This is a genomic window from Deltaproteobacteria bacterium CG11_big_fil_rev_8_21_14_0_20_42_23 (assembly GCA_002796345.1).
GTDB lineage: Bacteria > UBA10199 > UBA10199 > 2-02-FULL-44-16 > 2-02-FULL-44-16 > 1-14-0-20-42-23.
Genome location: PCXC01000055.1, coordinates 1 through 18,823 on the forward strand (window position 1 = coordinate 1; position 18,823 = coordinate 18,823).

Here is an 18,823-nt window from a genome sequence, read left to right on the forward strand (position 1 = left end):
AAATTACTTTGCTTATTACTTCTTTCTCAAACCTAAATAGCACACATTTTTTGCCATTATGCCCATCCTGAGTGTAACGAAGGATCTCCTCATTCAATTGTCAGAGGAGATTGCCACAGTCGCTACGCTCCTTCGCAATGACAGCAAATTGACCGAGGGAATGACAGCCTTTCAACATGAGGTCATGCTTTATGAAAAAAATTTTTCTCTTCTTCATTTTTCTTTTCCCACTTGTAACTCATGCGGCTGAAAAAAATCTCCTCACCCCGCAAACCATTGCTACACTTGAAGTGGAGATTTCAAAAATACATTCAGAGCAAAAACATTTTTTTCTCAAAAATGAACTTGAAAACATTGGAAACGTTTCAAAAAAACCTAAAAAACAAACTTTCTTTCATTATTATTTCCCGAAAGCGCTTTCACTTCACAACCTCCATCTGTTTTTGGCATCTCGAAATCTACCCAACAAAGAACTCAATCGACACCTTCAAGGCTTGTATAAAAAAGCCAGCAAGAAAGCCTCTCCGTTGAAGGCAGCAAAATGCAAGCTGCTTATCGCAAGTCTTTTGGCTGAAGAAGGAAATGCAGAAAAAGCAAACGCCCTCTTCAACTCTATTGATCCGCTTTTGCTTGAAGCCGATTACAACATGCTGCTGTATCAAGCGCATTATTTTGCAGTGATGAACAACACGCAACAAAGTCTTCATTTTTTGCAAAGCGCCTTTAAACTTCGCCAACAGGAAACCCTTGATCTGCTTGAAATTACCGACGACTTCTTCGCCATCAAAAACGAAAAACCTTTTCAAGATCAGCTAAAAAAATGGAAACATGAAAAGAAACTCTGGGCTATTCCCGTTCACCTCAAAGTTCCCAAAGCTAAACAAGCTCAAATTCAAGGCGAATGGAAAAGTGTTCGCTACAAGTGGTCGTTGCAAGCGCGCTCAAAACGCAAATCTCCCGTCTATCTGAAGCAATTCAAGCCACTTAAGATCTAAAAGGGAAAGGCAGCAATGCCGCTTGACAAACAGGTTTTAAGGCTGTTAGACCCATTTCGCATTTTGGAGGAAAGAACCATGGCAGACAATTCAGATAAAGTAAGTGAAAACATTCTAGGACGCTATTTTGTAGATAGCCAATGCATCGATTGCAACCTATGCCGAGATACAGCTCCCGCAAACTTCAAGCACAACGAAGAAGGCGGCTATTCTTACGTGTACAAACAACCCGAAAATGAAGAAGAAGAGTCACTTTGCGCCGAAGCTAAAGACGCCTGCCCCGTAGAAGCCATCGGCGACGACGGCGAAAGCTAACGCAACTCTAACACTGGTTTGACGGGCAAAATTCCTTTACCACACACCGGCAACACTCTGGTTTTCGCGCCTTGCAGCAACGCCTTCCATGAAAAATGAGACAACTGGAAAAATCGGTCCAGTCTTTTTCAGGCAAAAGCTTTTCAATTTCCTTTTCAATTTTTACTGGATGAGTTTCACGAATAAGCCCCATTCGCTTACATAAACGCTGAAAATGAGTGTCCACCGTCAAACCCGGCTCACCGAAAGCATGCATCCGCACTGCATTTGCGGTCTTTCTTCCTACACCTGCAAGCTGCACAAGTTCCTCCATAGTTTCTGGAACTTCGCCGCCATGCTGAAGCACAAGTTGCCTGCAACACTGTTGAATATTTTTGGCCTTGTTTTTATAAAAACCGGTAGATTTCACAAAGCCTTCAAGCTCTTGAAGATTCGCTTCAGCAAAATCTTTTGCTGATTTATACCGTGCAAACAAAGCCGGAGTCACCGTATTCACCCTAGCATCGGTGCACTGCGCCGACAAAATCACGGCAATTAAGAGCTGCAGCGGATTTTTGTAGGTCAACTCACAATCGGCATCTGGATATTCCGCACGAAGGCGATTCAAAATTTCAGCGATTCGCAACTTGTTGCTCATTTTTTTCACTTGCGCGTTCTCCTCAAACTTGCTTTGGTGCGGCGCTCTAGGCCTCTTTCAAAGGAATTTTTATGTGCGGAATCATTTGTGTTCTCAACATTGCTGCTGACACCAATTCACTTCGAAGTCAAATTTTAGAGCAAGCAAAACTGCTTCGCCACCGTGGTCCAGACTGGAGCGGCATTTACGCAGATGAGCACGCCATTCTTGCGCACGAACGTTTATCCATTGTTGATGTAGAGCACGGCGCGCAACCCCTCATCAACACACAAACCAAAGCAGCTCTTGCCGTGAATGGTGAAATATATAATCATGAAGATCTTGAAAAAACACTGAAGCAAAAACATGATTTTCAAACAAAGTCTGACTGCGAAGTGATTCTTTATCTCTACGAAGAACTGGGCGTAAAGTGTGTGGAAAAATTGAGTGGCATTTTTGCCTTCGTCCTGCACGACCCGCGCAACAACACTTTCCTGGTTGCTCGCGATCACATGGGCATCATTCCGCTTTATCAAGGCTGGACAAAAGATGGCACGCGTTACTTCGCTTCCGAAATGAAAGCCTTGCTTCACATTTGTGACAAAGTGGAAGAATTCCCTGCGGGTCATTACCTCACCGCAAATGATGAAGCTCCAAAAAAATATTATGACCCCGCTTGGTCTAAAGTGGGAAGATATCCCACCAACGCTTTCGATCCAGCTGAACTTCGCGAAAAATTTACCGAAGCCGTCCGCCGCCAATTGATGTGCGATGTTCCTTATGGCCTACTCATTTCCGGCGGCGTTGATTCTTCCATTGTTGCAGCCGTCGCTGCAAAATTCAAAACCAAGCGCATTGAAACGCACGAACAAACTGAAGCTTGGTGGCCAAGCTTACATTCGTTTAGCGTTGGCCTGGAAAGCTCACCTGACACTGCATTTGCGAGGAAGGTAGCAAATCACATTGGCACGGTTCATCACGAAATTGTGTTCACCGTTCAACAAGGTTTAGATGTTTTGTCTGACGTGATTTATCATTTAGAAACCTTCGACACCACCACCATTCGTGCTTCAACTCCCATGTATTTGATGTCGCGCTGGATTAAATCGATGGGCATTAAAATGGTGCTCTCGGGAGAAGGCGCTGATGAAATGTTTGGTGGTTATTTGTATTTTCACAAAGCACCAAACGCAAAAGAGTTTCACGATGAAACGGTTCGTAAACTGTTTAAGCTTCATCAATACGATTGCCTTCGCGCCAACAAATCCACAGCAGCCTGGGGCTTGGAAGCACGCGTTCCTTTTTTAGACAAAGAGTTTTTGGATTATGCCATGAATATTAATCCTGAAGAAAAAATGATTACGAAAGATAGAATGGAAAAATATATTTTGCGTAAAAGTTTTGAGGGTTATATTCCCGACGAAATTTTGTGGCGCCAAAAAGAACAATTTTCAGATGGCGTAGGATACAGCTGGATTGATGGCTTGAAGGATTTTGCCAATCGCGAAATCAGCGACAGCATGATGCAAAATGCAAAAAACCAGTTCCCCGAAAAAACTCCACTAACCAAAGAAGAATATTTATACCGAAGCATTTTTGAAAAGCACTTCCCCGGAGATTCAGCATTGGCGTGCATTCCCACCGGACCAAGCATTGCTTGCTCTACCCCAACTGCCATTGCTTGGGATGCCTCTTTCGCAAACTCAGCCGATCCATCAGGCCGAGCGATTAAAGTGCATCAGAAGAGTTATTGAATTCGCACTTGTCGCTCTATGACTTGCTTTTTCACTGTCATCCTCGCGAACGCGGGGATCCACAACTCAAACAATTTTGTTCCATCCTGAATATTGTGAACGATCTCCTCGTCCAATTGCCAGAGGAGATTGCCACGTCTTGCTTCGCAAAACTCGCAATGACAGTAAGCTGCTTGAATTGTGGATCCCCTGGTCAAGCCAGAGGATGACAGTGATAAAATCAGCACCTCCTCTTTTTCCGCATCTGGGAAAAGTGCTTCAGCAGGGCATCAGCCGAGAGCGTGTTGAGAATATCGCCTGCCTCAAGCCAACCTTTTCTGGCAATCCCTATTCCGTAATTACAAAAATCAAGTTGATCTGTGCTATGCGCATCGGGAGAAATACATGACTTCACCTTTTTCTCTTTCAACAATTTTCCGTAACGCCAATCTATGTCCAAGCGACGTGGATTGGCATTCATTTCTATAGCCACGCCATTTTTTGCAGCACACTCAATCACTTGAGCCAAATTTACTTCATACGCTTCCCGCTCCAACAGCAAGCGCCCGGTGGGATGAGCTAAAATATCAACATATGGTGAAGCAAGTGCAGTGCAAATGCGTTCGGTCATTTTCTTTTCTCCCATTTTGAAACGAGAATGTACGGATGCAATCACAAAATCAAAAAGTGCCAAAACTTCATTTTTGTAATCAAGCGAACCATCTTCTAAAATATCAACTTCAATTCCTTTTAAAATTTGTATTTCTTTTAGCTTTTTATTGAGCGCATCAATTTCTTTGTGTTGACGCTTAATGTCTGCAAGCTTCATCCCACCTGCATATGCCGCCGAATGGCTATGATCAGTGATGCCAATATAGCTAAAGCCTTCGTCTTTCGCAGCCAGCGCCATTTCTTCCATGCTGTTTTTTCCATCGCTGTAAGTGCTGTGGCAATGCAAAACACCTTTTAAATCTGAAAGTGTCACCAAATCTGGAAGTGCGTGATCCTGCGCAGCTTCAAGCTCACCTTGATTTTCGCGAAGCTCTGGCGGAATAAAGTCCATTCCAAAATGCTTGAATAAATCTGTTTCATTTTTACATGAAACAAAGATTTCTTTTTTTCCTTTAAATAAACCATATTCATTTAATTTAAATCCTTTTGCTTTTGCCAAAGTACGCAAAGCAACGTTGTGTTCTTTCGAACCCGTAAAATGATGAAGCGCAAAAGGAAAATCTTCATCACTGACTACGCGCAAATCCACATTTATTCCAGATTGCAGCTTCACAGAACTTTTTGTGGTTCCTTTATTTATCACGCTCGCTACTTCGGGATACGCAACAAAATAATCCATCAACTTGTTTGGTTTATTGCTGCTCGCAATAAGATCGATGTCTTTGCAGATTTCTTTATGACGTCGTAAACTTCCACCAAGTTCAAGCTGAATAAGATGCGATGATTTTTTTAGATACGAGAGCAACTTGGCTGCTTCAGCATTTGCTTCATCAAAGCGAAAAAGATCGGAAAATTTTTTCAATCCTTCAATGCCGGCCAAAATTTTTTCTTCAGATTTTTTTCCAAATCCAGAAAACTCTGACACCAAATGCTTGTGACATGCATGTTCAAGAGCTTTAATACTTTTTATATTTAATTCTTTCCACAGCGTTCTTGCTTTTTTGGCACCAACTCCTGGTATGGAAAGCATCTCTAATACTTCTGATGGGATTTGTTTGTGAAGTTTTTGATACTCCGGAAAAGTACCATGATGAATAATGTCTTGGATATGTTCGGCGATGCTTTTACCAACGCCATTTATCTCTTCAAGCTTTCCTTGTTGCGCCATATCCTCAATTTTTTTGCCAACCCCCTCAACGGCACGTGCTGCATTTCGAAAAGCTCGCACCTTAAATGGATTTTCATTATTTACCTCGAGCATATCGGCAGTTTCTTCAAAAAGAGTAACAATTTTTTTATGAAGAGAAGCCATGCAAACTCCTATTTATGATACGGTTCGCCTTTCAAAATAGTAAATGCTCGATAAATTTGCTCCAGCAAAACCACAAAGGCAAACTCGTGTGGCAACGTCATTTTGGAAAACGAAAGCAAACCATCCGCTCTGGCCTTCATGGCATCGCCATGGCCTGCTGCATCACCAATAACAAATACAGCGCTTCGTGGTGTCGCTCGCACATATAGCTGCATCACTCGAAATTGATCAGCAAATTCTTTTGAAGTGTATTGCGTTCCAGATTCTTCACAAAGCCAAACATAATCAGGAGAAGCAACTTCACGAAGCGAAATTTTTTTCAATGCATCAGCTTCGTCTTTTGCCACAATATGCTCTAAGTTTACATAATGCTTCAAGCGGCCAAGATAATCATCGGCCAAAGTATGAATGGCTTTATTCTTCCCTTTTCCAATGGTGATTATTGCTAAACGCATATTCATTTTCACTTTCTGTTGAGATTACGAAATCATTTTCACCACGGCATCAACGAGTTTTTCAACTCCGCTCCACACTTCCCCAATTGATTTTGCATTCATGTAGGCTGGTGTGGTGACAATATTTTTGTCGCGATCAATAACGCAATCAACGGCTCTGCAGTTTTCATGACTATGACCCATCGCTGTAATTTTCTTTGCTGTCTCGGCATCATCGCCAATGGTAAGGGTTGCAGAGACACCAATATCTTGAAGTGCTTTTGCAAGCGTTGCCGGCGCAATGCAAATGGCAGCAATGGGTTTGTGGCGAATGTGCATTTGTTCAATCAGGTGCAACAGATCTTCATTCACTTCACAGTTTTCACCTTCTTGCGCAAAAGTGCTTAAATTCATTGCGGCGCCTGCTCCGCCGGGCATTACCAGTGCATCTAGTTCATCAGCATTCGCGGTGTGAAGATCTGCGATGTGCCCTCGCGCAATGCGAGCAGACTCTTGCAAAACATTCCGTGCATTTGGCACTTGTTCACCATCCAAGTGGTTGACATGCATGCGTTGATTTATGTTTGGTGCAAAGCACACCGCTTCGGCGCCAGCTTTATCAATGGCAAGCAAAGCACACGTTGCTTCATGAATTTCAGAACCATCTTTAAACCCGCACCCAGAAAGGATTACCCCAATTTTCTTCTTCATCTTTCCTCCTTAGCTCATTTCATAAGTTAGCATTCGCTCTAGCGCATCTTCAGATTGGGCGCAACTTCAATACTTGCTCTCTGCAGCAAAACTGAGTAGGCAGGCCGGATGCGTTATGCCGACATTGCCATTCCAGCCAAGGTTTTTTACGCCTTCACCTACTTAATTCCAGATGCCATGCAGCTTTCTGTTGGAAGCTTGGTTGAAGTTCCCTTTCGCAACAAAAAAATGATGGGCATTGTTACTAAACTGCACGATGAAACACCGCTGCATTTTGCAAAATCGTTGAAACACATTTCTACTTGCATCAGCAAAAATCCACTTATGCATGAAGCGCTGGTGAACTTTGTATTGTGGATCGCAAAGTATTACTGCGCGCCCGTTGGCGAAACGTTTCGCACTGCACTTCCCAAAAGAATTTTGGAAGCAACAGATTTGAATGCAACCCGCGTCACCGTTCCGCACGAACTTCGCAGCTTTAAAGCCGACTCTTCTCTTACCTTGCTTCCAGAACAAGCAGAGGTGGTGCAAACCATTTTGCAGAGCATTAATGAAGAAAAGAAAAAACCTTTTCTCATCGAAGGCATTACTGGAAGTGGAAAAACTGAAGTTTATTTACAAATTTGTGAACATATTTTGAGTAACGGTGGCCAGGCTATTTTTTTGGTTCCCGAAATTGGACTTACTCCACAAACGGCTTCGCGCGTGATAAACCGCTTTGGAGAACAAGTTGCCGTCTATCACTCTGAACTCACCGATGCACAACGCCAAGCACAATGGCTGCGCATGAAAACCGGTGAAGCCAACATTGCCATTGGAACGCGCTCTGCACTTTTTGCTCCGTTTGAAAATTTGCAGGCTATTATTATTGATGAAGAACACGACGGATCGTACAAGCAAGAAGAAGGTGGCGTACATTACCACGCGCGCGATGCCGCCGTTATGCGTGCACATTTAGAAAATGCACTTATTGTTTTGGGCTCGGCAACTCCTTCACTGGAAAGTTATTTCAATGCACTCAATGGAAAATATCATTTGCTTCGTCTCACCAAACGCGCAACTGGAGCTGTTTTGCCAAAGGTTGAATTAATTGACCTCAAAGATAAATCTCATCGCAAAGATGAAGAAGCCCTTTCGCTGAGCACGCCACTTTTAAATGAACTTGGAAAAACACTTGCGCGAAAAGAACAGGCTATTTTGTTTTTGAATCGCAGAGGATTTGCACATTTTATTTTATGTGAAGATTGCGGTCATGTATATGAATGCCCCAATTGTAAAATCTCACTCACCTATCACGAACGAAAAAATCATCTTCTTTGCCACTATTGCGATTACAGCATCAGCACGCCAAAGACTTGTGCAAGTTGCAAAAGTGAAAACCTCACACCGGTTGGTGCTGGTACCGAACGGCTTGAAGGCGAGATTGCAGATTTGTTTCCGGATGCGCGCGTTGCAAGGCTCGATCGCGACACCTTGCAAAAACGAGAAACGCGCACAAAAATTTTCAAGCAAATGCGCAATCATGAAATTGATGTTCTCATCGGCACCCAGCTGATCACCAAGGGGCACGACTTTCCCGGCGTAACTTTGGTTGGCATCATTTCAGCTGATGCTGTTTTGGGCTTGCCAGATTTTAGATCGAGCGAGCGCACGTTTCAGCTGATCACGCAAGTTTCTGGCCGCGCTGGCCGTGGTGACAAACCTGGAAAAGTTATTGTACAAACATACCAGCCAGAACATCCCAGCTTGCTTCACGCCAAAGAACACAACTTCGTTTCATTTTTTGAAGAAGAGCGCCAAAGCCGCGAAGATCTTTTTTATCCTCCGTTTGGTCGCATTGCCAACATCAAGTTTTTGGGAAATGATGAACAAAAAGTAATTCGTGCCAGCCGCTTTATTGCCGACAGCTTACGCAAAACCTTTTCACACAATGAAGCGCTAAGCCTTTTGGGGCCTGCACCAGCGCCGCTTGAAAAAATACGAGGAAAATTCCGCTGGCACATTTTGCTGAAGTCAAAACAAACAAGCCTACTCTCTGAAGTGATCACTCAAATGCAAATCCACCTCATGCCAAAACTCCCCTCCGGCGTCAGAATGAACGTAGACATTGATCCAATGCAGTTGTTGTAAGCCAACCTGAAATTGAGTTGACCGGCTGAAAAACTGCTGTTAAGGCCTCCTTCATGGCTATTCTTCCTATTGCACTTTATCCACATCCTCTGCTTTCGCAGAAGGCTGCAGAAGTTGAGAAAGTTGACGATAAAATTCGTCAGCTGCTCACCGACATGGCTGATACCATGTACGAGGCAAATGGTGTGGGCCTTGCTGCACCTCAAGTTGCTGTCTCTTTGCGCTGCGTTGTTATTGATACTGGCCCTGTTTCTGAAAGCAATCCGCAAGCTCTTGGCCTTTTGAAAATGGTGAATCCTGCTATCACGCATGCAAGTGGTGAAATTGTGTGGGAAGAAGGCTGCCTCTCTCTTCCTGAATTTCTCATAGAGGAAACTCGACATGCTGAAGTAACCTGCAGCTATCTCAACGAAAAAGGTGAAGGAAAAACCTTATCAGCAAAAGGTTTGCTGGCAGTTGCCATTCAACATGAAATTGATCACCTGGATGGAAAACTGATCATTGATGACATCAGCAGCATTAAAAAAGACCTGTATATTACAAAAATTAAAAAGGGAAAAATCGTTCCGAAATATAAAGTGATCTAATATGAAAATAGTTTTCATGGGCTCTGCAACCTTTGCACTCCCTACCCTTCACAAACTTGTTGAATCTGAGCATCACATCGTTGAAGTAGTGTGCCAGCCGGATAAACCCGCTGGACGCGGCTACGAGACGCATGCTTGTCCCGTTGCAGAATACTGCAAAAAAGTTGGCCTCAATCTCTATCAACCAAAAAGTTTGAAAACGACAGATGTTTATGAACACTTGGCAGCACACAACGCCGACGTATTTGTGGTAGTTGCCTATGGAAAACTCTTGCCGAAAAATATTTTAGATTTGCCCAAGCATGGCTGCGTCAATATTCATGCATCAATCCTGCCCAAGTATCGCGGCGCGGCGCCCATCAACTGGGCCATCATCAACGGCGAAAGTGAAACAGGCGTTTGTACCATGCTGCTTGATGAAGGCATGGACACCGGCGATATTTTACTTTTTTGCGCAACTGAAATTACTGACTGCGAAACCGCGCAAAGCTTGCATGACCACTTAGCGCCTATTGGTGCGGATTTGCTGATGCAAACTTTAGAAGAACTGCAAAAAGGCGAAGTAAAACCCATCCCGCAAGATGATAGCCTCGCAAGCTATGCGCCCATTCTCACCAAAGAACTTGGGCACATCGATTGGAACAAATCTTCAGACGAAATTTACAATCGCATTCGAGGCCTCACGCCGTGGCCCGGCGCATACTGCTTCATCAACAACAAACGCCTTCGCCTGCACGAAGTGGCACCCACTCATGAAACACACCAAGAAAAACCGGGCACCATTTTAGAGTGTGATGAAAGTTTGTCCATTGCGTGTGGAAAAGGCAAACTGTACCTCTTGGAAGTGCAACTAGAAGGCAAAAAGAAAATGTCGGCCAAAGATTTCTTACACGGCCACGCCTTAAACGAAGGCGATGTTTTGGGGTGATTTTTAAAATTGACTATTCTAAAGTAGTGGTTTAGGATAGTCAGAATGAAGATAAAACGCAGCATTTTCAATAAGTTAAAGACTGACTTTTCCCTAAAAGAAGCCACTATTCTGGTTGGACCGCGTCAGGTTGGAAAAACACACCTTCTTCATCAATTAGAAAATTACGCAAAAAAAGCCTCCAAAAAAACGCATTTTTTCGACCTCGAGCAACCTGCCCAACTTGCCCTCTTCAACCAAAGTGAAGAAAAAATTATTGAGCTTCTTCAAGGAGCTGGAGAAGTGATTTTTATCGACGAGTTTCAATATTTAAAAAACGCATCAAAAATCTTCAAAGCTCTTTATGACCAAGGAAAAGGTCCAAAAATTTTTGCATCCGGCTCCTCTGCTCTCGAAATACATTCTCATCTCAAAGAATCTTTGGCAGGAAGAAAATTTTTGTATCACATATATCCTTGTAGTTTTGAGGAAATCTCACAAGTCATCCAAAATAACACACTTCATTCTTATTGCCTCTTTGGTGGCATGCCAGGAACTACACATCTTGATAACGATGAAAGAAAAAAACAACTTCTTCAAGACATTCTCCAATCTTATATTTTGAAAGATATCAAATCTCTTCTTCGCGAGGAAAACTTACGAGCCTTTAATCATCTTCTTTTTCTTTTGGCAGACGCTCAGGGTAGCGTCATTTCTGTTGAAAGCTTAGCGCGTGATGTTGGTCTTTCAGCTCCAACGATTAGCTCTTATCTTGATACTTTGGCACAAACTTATGTAAATTTTCCGGTGTACAGTTACAGTAAGAACCTTGGAAACGAATTGAGAAAATCGAAAAAATTTTATTTTTATGACTTGGGTATTAGAAATGCTCTTCTCAAAAATTTTGCAGCCCTTACAAAACGTGAAGATGCCGGCTGTATCTTGGAAAGCTTTGTTTTTCTCGAGCTCCAAAGAAAACTGAATCCAGAAACTGAAATTCGATTTTGGAGATTAAAATCTGGAGAAGAAGTTGATTTCATTTGGATCAAAAATCAAAAAGCATTTCCAATCGAAGTTAAATTTAATTGGGAAAGAAAAAAGATTCCAAATGGTCTTGTTGCTTTCTTAAAAAGATATCCCGAAACTTCACGTGCATTTGTTGTGAGTCAACAATCTGCCAAAGACATTACATATGAAAAAACAACAATTTCATTTATTTCATTCGATGAAATTTCAAAAAGTATTGAGGAAATTTAATTATGAAAAAACTGATCGCTCCTTCCATTTTAGCTGCTGATTTTTCAAGACTTGGCGCAGAAGTTGAGGCCGTAAGCAAAGCTGGCGCTGATCTTATTCACGTGGACATTATGGATGGCCACTTTGTGCCAAACCTCACCATGGGCCCGGCCATTGTCAGCGCCATCAAGCCTCACACCTCACTTCCCCTTGATTGCCACTTGATGATAAATAATCCTGGAGAGTTTATCGAACCCTTCGCAAACGCAGGTGCAGACTGGATTTCCATCCATATCGAAACTGGAGACGTGTCAAAACACTTGGCCCACATTCAGCGCATGAAGAAAAAAGCTGGCCTGGTAATTAACCCACCAACTCCACTTGAAAGCATCTTAAAGTACGTGCATCTTGCCGATTTTGTGTTGGTGATGACAGTGAATCCTGGATTTGGCGGACAATCACTTATTGAAAACTGCCTGGAAAAAATTTCGAAGCTCAAACGTTTTCGCGAAGAAAAAAAACTCACCTTTCAAATCGAAGTCGACGGTGGCGTAAAATTAGAAAACATTGCACAAGTGGCAAACGCAGGCGCAGAAATAATCGTCTCCGGCTCTGGTATTTTTTCACAAAAAAATTACAAAGAAATTATTTCAGAGATGAAGTCTGCGCTTTAACCCCGCGCTACTTCTTCAGCGATTTGGTTTTTGAATGAAGGGGACGGTTCTCACTTCATAACTCTTTAAAATTATTCAGAAAATAACGGCAACTGAGCATTTCCAATCAATCTTGTCGAAAAAGCATCACAGCATTGAAATATTAAGTCTCTATTTATATAATTCTCAAAGTATTTTCTACTGGCATGTTCTTTGTAGGACAACAAGTATGCCGCGAAAAGCTCGACATCTTTCCAAATCAGCAATGCTTCACATCATTGCTAGGGGAAATAATAAAATAAAAATTTTTCGAAATAGAAATGATTTTTCTCATTTTGAATGGACACTGAGACGCTTTCAGCCAGAGGATGATTTTTTCATTCATCATTATGCGCTTATGCACACCCATTTTCATCTCTTATGTTGGCTTGAAAACACAGCGACTTTAGCAAAAACAATGAAATCAATTCTCATTTCTTATCAATATTATTATCGAAAAAAATATAACTACACTGGGCACTTATTTCGTGATCGCTATCGTTCTATCTCAATTGAAGGTGAAGAATATTTTTTGCAATGTGGCCGGTATATTGAACTTAATCCTGTTCATGCTGGAATATGCAAAGATCCAAGGCAATATCCTTGGTCAAGTTACAACTTTCATGCATATGGAAAAGAAAATACGCTCGTGAAAACAAAAATGTACATCGACAATTCAGTTCATAAAAGAGAGGGGAGAATGAATGTCGATTATCAAAGCTTCATCATAGCGGGCATTGATCTTGATGTTCAAAAATTAAAAAAGCAGTTTGAAGACAGATAAGCAAAAAATGAAGTCAGCGCTAAAAAGTGAATGATAACATTGGATTATAAAGCGAGTATAAAGCGAGAACCGTCCCCTAGTTTTTGCGCTTTAACCCCGCGCTACTTCTTCAGCGATTTGGTTTTTGAAGTTTACTAAATCTTCTCGGGTGGAGACGTCTAGGAGTAAGTTTTTGAGTTGCGTCAAAAGTTCATACCAGCGTGTTGCATCGCATGTATAAATATAATCCAAAATCACATACAGCAGGTGATCGTTGCCACGCCACTCTTTCAGGGCAACGGTAATGCCTTCCATTTGTGCACCGTCACAAATTTTGAGCATGTCATTATAAAAACGTCGCTCTAAACTTTTGTGCACTCCCAGCAAACTAATAAACGAATGATCTAAGCAAAACGTGAGATAACGAATGTCTTCCACCGTTGCATCCGGACCGGAAGTGACCGCAAAGAAAGGACTTCCCACTTCCAGCGTAACCGTCTTGCCTTTTCTCAGCTTCAAACTTCTGAGTGGGCAAATATGGGCAACACCCGAAAGCGCAACAGGCACAATGCTCACCACATCTGCGCCATCTTCTTTTGCAATTTCTTCAGACGCCTGCAACGCGATGCGAATAGCGCCCTTCTTTATATGTGCATGCTCTTTTGTAAGCCTCGCCAAATTGCCAACAGCATAATAACTTGCGCCCAACACTTTACCCTCTGCATCGTATTGCGTTCTTGCGCGCTTTCCTTGTGGGAAAATGGCAAGCGCTCGTTTTTCTTTCACCAATTTTTCCACGCCAAGCTTCACGGCTTCCATTGCACTGCTAATACTGGCATTGTTGCGCTCCACAAAAATCATTCCCAAGAGCGAGGCAATTTTTCCAATCCCCAAAACAGATGCGATGAGTTTGTTTTCTAAAAAATGATCTTTCGCCATGAAAAAAGTGGGCAGTTTTGCCAAACTCTTTTCTTCAAACGCACACAAAAGGGGCGCGATCATAAAATCGAATAAACTTGTATGATTAAAACAATACACGGGAAACGCCGAAGCATTCGAAAGCAAATGTTTTCCTTTCAACTCCAGTTTTGTGTGTGTAATTTGCAACATCCGCAAACACCATTCGCATGTGAGTTTCCGAACGACGAGTTCAAATTGATCTTGCGATAATCGCTTGTGAAAAAAAAGTGCCAATCTACTTATGAGATGTGTTGAAAAAAGTGCTTGCAACCAAAGTGTTTTGATTTTTTCGCGACCTTTTAGATCGGAAAAATCAAAATTGAGTTTTTTATACTTCAAGGGAAAATCTGCAAAAGAGAAATCGAATGGACCATAAAGTGAAAACAACACATCAAAAAAATCCTGCGGCGACAAAAGTGAACTTTCTTGTAAAAAAGTGTGGAACGCAAGTTTACGTTTTGAAACATTTCGAAAATGCAAAAAACTCAGCGCAAGAAGAACGCCTAAAAACAGCAACGGCACAAGAAACATTTGTTCGCTCATGGAATTTAAAAAAGTGACCAGCAAAAAAACAAAAAGCAAAAAACGAAGTGCTAAAATATACTGCTCGTAAACACCAAGCATTCTGTTCACTTGATACCAAGGTTCTTGCTGCACTTTTACAAATGGAGAAAGTAGTGAACAAAGAGGAACAAGAAGACTCAAACAAAAGAGAAACAAAAACGGAAGAGACAAGAGAATGTGAACAGTGAACATAGATATCTCAAAAAATACATTTCATTATGTGCGTTGCGCTTGCACAAGATCGAGTGCGTAAGAAAAACTTACATCCACTTTTTTCTTTCCAATGGTAAAATGATCATTAGCAAGTCTGCGTGAAATGCGGCTTGCCACGGACTCGGCGCCATCTCCTGCAGATTCGTAGATGGCAGTGATAAGCCCTTCATCCTTATTTGACAAGACCACATCAATGGGATGACGAACAAGTGAACGAACTAATTCTTCAATATGCAAAATAAGATACTCAGCCTTTTTTATTCCAAAGCATTTACGAATATAAGCATAGTTGCGAACTTTGATATCGTAGCGATAAGTTTTTTGATTGTGATCGAACGGCGAAGCCGAAGGAGCTTCGGGAAGAAACAACCTGTGTTCCACCATGCGCTTCTCGCCAACATCGCACCAAAGCCTGCCCACTTCTTTGGCCAACAATTGTCTGCATGCCAGCAAAACGCTGCCCTCAGCCTCTTTGGCGTCGCTTGAGTAAATGCGCCGCATATATTCAGCTTCATCTATACTTTTTAGTTTTGGATCTCGCCCTGCAATCATCACTTCTACGCCTGGCGTTCTGTTTACATTTCCCGCTGCAATGCCCACTTCAATTTTTCCACCAATACGAACGCGCGAAGAAATAAAGGCAATAAGGCGATCGATGGCCAAACGCACATTGGTGATGTTGGCATACACGGCTGGAAGATCGGTGGTTGCTGCAAGATGATAATGCTGCTGACGTTTCAAAAAAAGATGGTCGTTGCTTTTCAGCACATCGCGCAAAACATCAAGCGCACTAAAGTATGTTTTTTGCTCTTGTGCGGGATGCGTTTTTAATGATGTCCGCAAATAAGAAATAAGTGAGGACGAAGCCTCGCGTTGCTGGGATGAAAGCCGAGAAACCAAAACTTCAAAGGCCTGTTCGGCAGATTCCGCCACATGCGATGGCTGCAGCTCTGTTGCCTTTGTTTCAGTTTTGCTTTTTTTTGCCGAAGTTTTTCTCATCTTGAGAAAGCGCTGTAGCATTCTACATTTTGAAAGTCTATGAGTTTGTTGTGGATCTAAAGCGCTCCTGGGCCTTTGTCTCCGGTGCGAATGCGAACGGCCTCTTCAACCGGCAAAACAAAAATTTTGCCATCTCCAATTTTTCCGGAGTGTGCGGTTTCACGAATCACTTCTACAAGATCCTCCACTTGTTCATCGCGAACAACCATTTCGATTTTAATTTTGGGAAGGAAGTCGATGACATACTCTGCGCCCCGATACACTTCGGCATGACCTTTCTGATTGCCGAAGCCTTTGACTTCGGTGATGGTCATGCCGCTAGCGCCTGCTTCTTGCAGCGCATCTTTTACGTCATCTAGTTTGAACGGCTTAATAATCGCTTCGATTTTTTTCATGCCGCATAGCTAAAGCGTTTTCCAAAAATCTGCAAGCGAAGATCTTAGCGCTTACCGCTCACACGCCTTTGCATGGTCGAGCGATCCTCGTGAATATCCTTCGAGGTGGAAAAATTCTTTTTCGGCTTCCTTGCTTTCAAAGCCTCTTCGTTACGATCATAGCCAAACTTGTGATTTCTTTTTTTGCTTTTCATCTTGTCCCTCCTTTAGGGAATGAAAACTGTGGTGTTTGAATGAGTATACGCTCCTCAAGATGGGGATGATAGAGCTGAAAGTAATTTTTTTCTCATTTTTCGCACTTCCACGAAAAGCTAAAAAAAGGAAGAAAAAAGGTTGACATTTTACCCCCTCAAACCTAAAGAGCGAAGCTAATTTAAGAGATTCACCTTACTTTTTAAGGTTGATAACGAAAAAACATTCATTTTCAAAGACTTATGAACCTCGATGATATTGACATTTTATTGCTCACTTCTCTTCAGAAAGATGGACGCATGAAGCGCAGCGATTTAGCCAAGATAACCGACCTTTCGGTGCCTTCGGTAAGTGAGCGCCTGAAAAAGCTGGAAGAGCAAGGCGTGATCAGTGGCTACCATGCCGTGCTCAATCCAAAAAAAATACATTGGGACGTCACCGCCTTCATTACCGTTACAGTTGATAACTCAAATCATTATCCGCAGTTTTTACAGCACGCAAAAGAAGAAGCCCAAGTGCTGGAATGCCATTCCATTACGGGCGAAGGCAGCCACATGCTGAAAGTGCGCGCCAAAAACACCGAACACCTCGAACTGTTGCTGGCAAAAATTCAAAGCTGGGAAGGTGTGGCCAGCACACGAACACGCGTTGTGATGAGTTCTGCAAAAGAAGGAACTCATATTCCATTATAAATGATCCTTCTCTTATGTCGGTGGTCGACAGGAGAGAAGTGAGTAACGAAAGGGCAGGTAAGATCATGTCAGGTATTAAAAAAGTGCTAGAGCTAGCAGAAAAAAGCCATGCAAAGATGGTGGATTTCAAATTCGTCGATTTTCTTGGAATGTGGCAGCATTTCTCGGTTCCTCTTTCCGAACTTGATGAAGGTTCACTGGAAGACGGCTTCGGCTTCGATGGTTCTTCCATCCGTGGATGGCAGCCCATTCAAGATTCAGACATGGTAATCATCCCCGATATTGAAACCGCTGTGCTTGATCCTTTCATGAACATTCCTACCATCAGTTTAATTTGTACGGTGCATGATCCCATCAGCAAACAGCCGTATTCACGCGATCCGCGCCACATTGCAAAAAAAGCAGAAAGCTATTTGAAATCTACTGGCATTGCTGACACTTGCTTTGTTGGGCCAGAGCCAGAGTTTTTTATTTTTGATGACATTCGCTATTCGCAAACGGCAAACGAAGGTTTTTACAGCATTGATTCAGACGAAGGCCCTTGGAACAGCGGCAGCGGCGACAAGCAAAACTTGGGCTACAAGCCACGCCACAAAGAAGGTTATTTTCCTGTTGCTCCAACCGATTCGCAGCAAGATCTTCGCACCGAAATGGTGCTTGAAATGCAAAAAGTTGGCATTCACGTTGAGTGTCAACATCACGAAGTGGCTTCAGCTGGACAAGCTGAAATTGACATGCGTTTTTCTCCTCTCTTAAGCATGGCCGATCAATTTATGTGGTTCAAATATGTGATCAAAAACGTGGCAAAGCGAAACAACAAAACCGTTACCTTCATGCCAAAGCCAATTTTTGAAGATAACGGCAGCGGAATGCACACGCATTTGAGTTTGTGGAAAGATGGAAAGCCACTCTTCGCAGGTGACGGCTACGGAGGCCTTTCCGAGATGGCGCTTCATTTCATCGGCGGAATTTTGAAACACGCTCCAGCTCTTTTGGCGTTCAGCAATCCAACCACAAATTCATACCGTCGTTTGGTTCCTGGATATGAAGCTCCCATTCGCTTGGCATACTCAAGCAGAAATCGTTCTGCGGCCATTCGTATTCCGATGTATTCTTCAAATCCAAAATCAAAGCGTATCGAATTCAGAACTCCAGATGCAACCTGCAACGGTTACTTGGCGTTCACGGCAATGCTCATGGCAGGCCTCGATGGCATTCAAAACAAAATTGATCCAGGCGCTCCGCTTGACAAAAACATTTACAAGCTCACACCTGAAGAACTCAGCAATGTTCCTGGATGCCCAGCCGATCTTGATGCTGCTATCAACGCACTTGAAGCCGATCACGAATTTTTGTTGAAAGGTGATGTGTTCACTGAAGACGTGATTCGCACCTGGATTGAATACAAACGCGAAAACGAAATTGCACCAATGCGACTTCGCCCAGTTCCATTTGAGTTTGCATTGTATTACGATTGCTAATTGCAAACATTGCTCAAAGACAAAACGGCTCTTGAAAAAGAGCCGTTTTTTTTGATTGTTGTTTTGATTTTTATTTGTCCTCATTTTTTTATCATCCTCTGGCTTGACCAGGCCTGCCTGCCGGACAGGCAGGGGATCTATCGTCTTAAAGGTCAAGCAGAAAGCGGATAAAATGCGATGTTATTTTTTAACATGGCATTTAAACACACAATCATCTTACGCAT

At 42.6% G+C, this 18,823-nt stretch carries 19 protein-coding genes; 11 read left to right on the forward strand and 8 right to left on the reverse strand.

The features are described from left to right. The first annotated feature begins 191 nt into the window (after nt 1–191). Nucleotides 192–995, forward strand: coding sequence for a hypothetical protein (locus COV43_06610; protein ID PIR25156.1), 804 nt, complete (start codon nt 192–194; stop codon nt 993–995). 78 nt (nt 996–1,073) lie between these two features. Further along, the gene (locus tag COV43_06615) at nt 1,074–1,310 is read left to right on the forward strand and encodes a ferredoxin (GenBank protein PIR25173.1); all 237 of its coding nucleotides are present in this window, start codon (nt 1,074–1,076) and stop codon (nt 1,308–1,310) included. A 7-nt stretch (nt 1,311–1,317) separates the two neighbouring features. Here COV43_06615 and nth read toward each other — a convergent pair whose 3' ends face one another. Next, on the reverse strand, nt 1,318–1,947 hold the full coding sequence (nth, locus tag COV43_06620) for an endonuclease III (protein PIR25174.1): 630 nt from the start codon (nt 1,945–1,947) through the stop codon (nt 1,318–1,320). A gap of 71 nt (nt 1,948–2,018) precedes the next feature. On the opposite strand from nth, the gene asnB reads away from it, so the two are divergent. Further along, on the forward strand, nt 2,019–3,680 hold the full coding sequence (asnB, locus tag COV43_06625; GenBank protein PIR25157.1) for an asparagine synthase B: 1,662 nt from the start codon (nt 2,019–2,021) through the stop codon (nt 3,678–3,680). On the opposite strand, the gene COV43_06630 is transcribed toward asnB, so the two are convergent. Genes COV43_06630 through COV43_06645 form a run of 4 tightly spaced genes read right to left on the reverse strand, consistent with a single transcriptional unit; the run spans nt 3,674 to nt 6,788 of the window. Next, entirely contained in the window at nt 3,674–3,907 is a 234-nt protein-coding gene (locus COV43_06630) for a hypothetical protein (GenBank protein PIR25158.1), read from the reverse strand. The two genes, asnB and COV43_06630, sit on opposite strands and share 7 nt — an antisense overlap. Beyond that, complete coding sequence (locus tag COV43_06635; GenBank protein PIR25159.1) at nt 3,901–5,643, reverse strand: histidinol-phosphatase; 1,743 nt, start codon at nt 5,641–5,643, stop codon at nt 3,901–3,903. The genes COV43_06630 and COV43_06635 overlap by 7 nt, the downstream gene beginning before the upstream one ends. A gap of 8 nt (nt 5,644–5,651) precedes the next feature. Then, nucleotides 5,652–6,104 (reverse strand): hypothetical protein, encoded by a 453-nt coding sequence (locus COV43_06640; GenBank protein PIR25160.1) that lies wholly within the window; start codon nt 6,102–6,104, stop codon nt 5,652–5,654. 18 nt (nt 6,105–6,122) lie between these two features. Further along, on the reverse strand, nt 6,123–6,788 hold the full coding sequence (locus COV43_06645) for an isoprenoid biosynthesis protein ElbB (protein ID PIR25161.1): 666 nt from the start codon (nt 6,786–6,788) through the stop codon (nt 6,123–6,125). 108 nt (nt 6,789–6,896) lie between these two features. On the opposite strand from COV43_06645, the gene priA reads away from it, so the two are divergent. The 6 genes from priA to COV43_06675 all read left to right on the forward strand — a co-directional run bounded on the left by priA (nt 6,897) and on the right by COV43_06675 (nt 13,124). Continuing rightward, nucleotides 6,897–8,918: a primosomal protein N' gene (priA, locus tag COV43_06650; protein PIR25162.1), complete on the forward strand. Its 2,022-nt coding sequence runs from the start codon at nt 6,897–6,899 to the stop codon at nt 8,916–8,918. A gap of 53 nt (nt 8,919–8,971) precedes the next feature. Continuing rightward, the gene (gene def / locus COV43_06655; GenBank protein ID PIR25163.1) at nt 8,972–9,505 is read left to right on the forward strand and encodes a peptide deformylase; all 534 of its coding nucleotides are present in this window, start codon (nt 8,972–8,974) and stop codon (nt 9,503–9,505) included. Nucleotide 9,506: 1 nt separating this feature from the next. After that, nucleotides 9,507–10,433: a methionyl-tRNA formyltransferase gene (locus COV43_06660; GenBank protein PIR25164.1), complete on the forward strand. Its 927-nt coding sequence runs from the start codon at nt 9,507–9,509 to the stop codon at nt 10,431–10,433. Nucleotides 10,434–10,478: 45 nt separating this feature from the next. Then, a complete protein-coding gene (locus tag COV43_06665; GenBank protein PIR25165.1) occupies nt 10,479–11,669 on the forward strand; it encodes a hypothetical protein in 1,191 nt (396 codons plus the stop codon). Nucleotides 11,670–11,671: 2 nt separating this feature from the next. Continuing rightward, nucleotides 11,672–12,322, forward strand: a complete 651-nt coding sequence (locus COV43_06670) for a ribulose-phosphate 3-epimerase (protein PIR25166.1) — start codon at nt 11,672–11,674, stop codon at nt 12,320–12,322. 208 nt (nt 12,323–12,530) lie between these two features. Further along, a complete protein-coding gene (locus tag COV43_06675) occupies nt 12,531–13,124 on the forward strand; it encodes a hypothetical protein (protein PIR25167.1) in 594 nt (197 codons plus the stop codon). A gap of 90 nt (nt 13,125–13,214) precedes the next feature. On the opposite strand, the gene COV43_06680 is transcribed toward COV43_06675, so the two are convergent. Genes COV43_06680 through COV43_06690 form a run of 3 tightly spaced genes read right to left on the reverse strand, consistent with a single transcriptional unit; the run spans nt 13,215 to nt 16,234 of the window. Further along, complete coding sequence (locus COV43_06680; GenBank protein PIR25168.1) at nt 13,215–14,819, reverse strand: hypothetical protein; 1,605 nt, start codon at nt 14,817–14,819, stop codon at nt 13,215–13,217. Between the two features lie 24 nt (nt 14,820–14,843). Further along, nucleotides 14,844–15,839, reverse strand: coding sequence for a hypothetical protein (locus tag COV43_06685; GenBank protein ID PIR25169.1), 996 nt, complete (start codon nt 15,837–15,839; stop codon nt 14,844–14,846). 56 nt (nt 15,840–15,895) lie between these two features. Further along, nucleotides 15,896–16,234 (reverse strand): transcriptional regulator, encoded by a 339-nt coding sequence (locus tag COV43_06690; GenBank protein PIR25170.1) that lies wholly within the window; start codon nt 16,232–16,234, stop codon nt 15,896–15,898. A 434-nt stretch (nt 16,235–16,668) separates the two neighbouring features. Between COV43_06690 and COV43_06695 the strand changes: the two genes are divergently transcribed. Beyond that, nucleotides 16,669–17,118: an AsnC family transcriptional regulator gene (locus COV43_06695; GenBank protein ID PIR25171.1), complete on the forward strand. Its 450-nt coding sequence runs from the start codon at nt 16,669–16,671 to the stop codon at nt 17,116–17,118. Between the two features lie 65 nt (nt 17,119–17,183). Beyond that, on the forward strand, nt 17,184–18,599 hold the full coding sequence (gene glnA / locus COV43_06700) for a type I glutamate--ammonia ligase (GenBank protein PIR25172.1): 1,416 nt from the start codon (nt 17,184–17,186) through the stop codon (nt 18,597–18,599). The last annotated feature ends 224 nt before the right edge of the window (nt 18,600–18,823 follow it).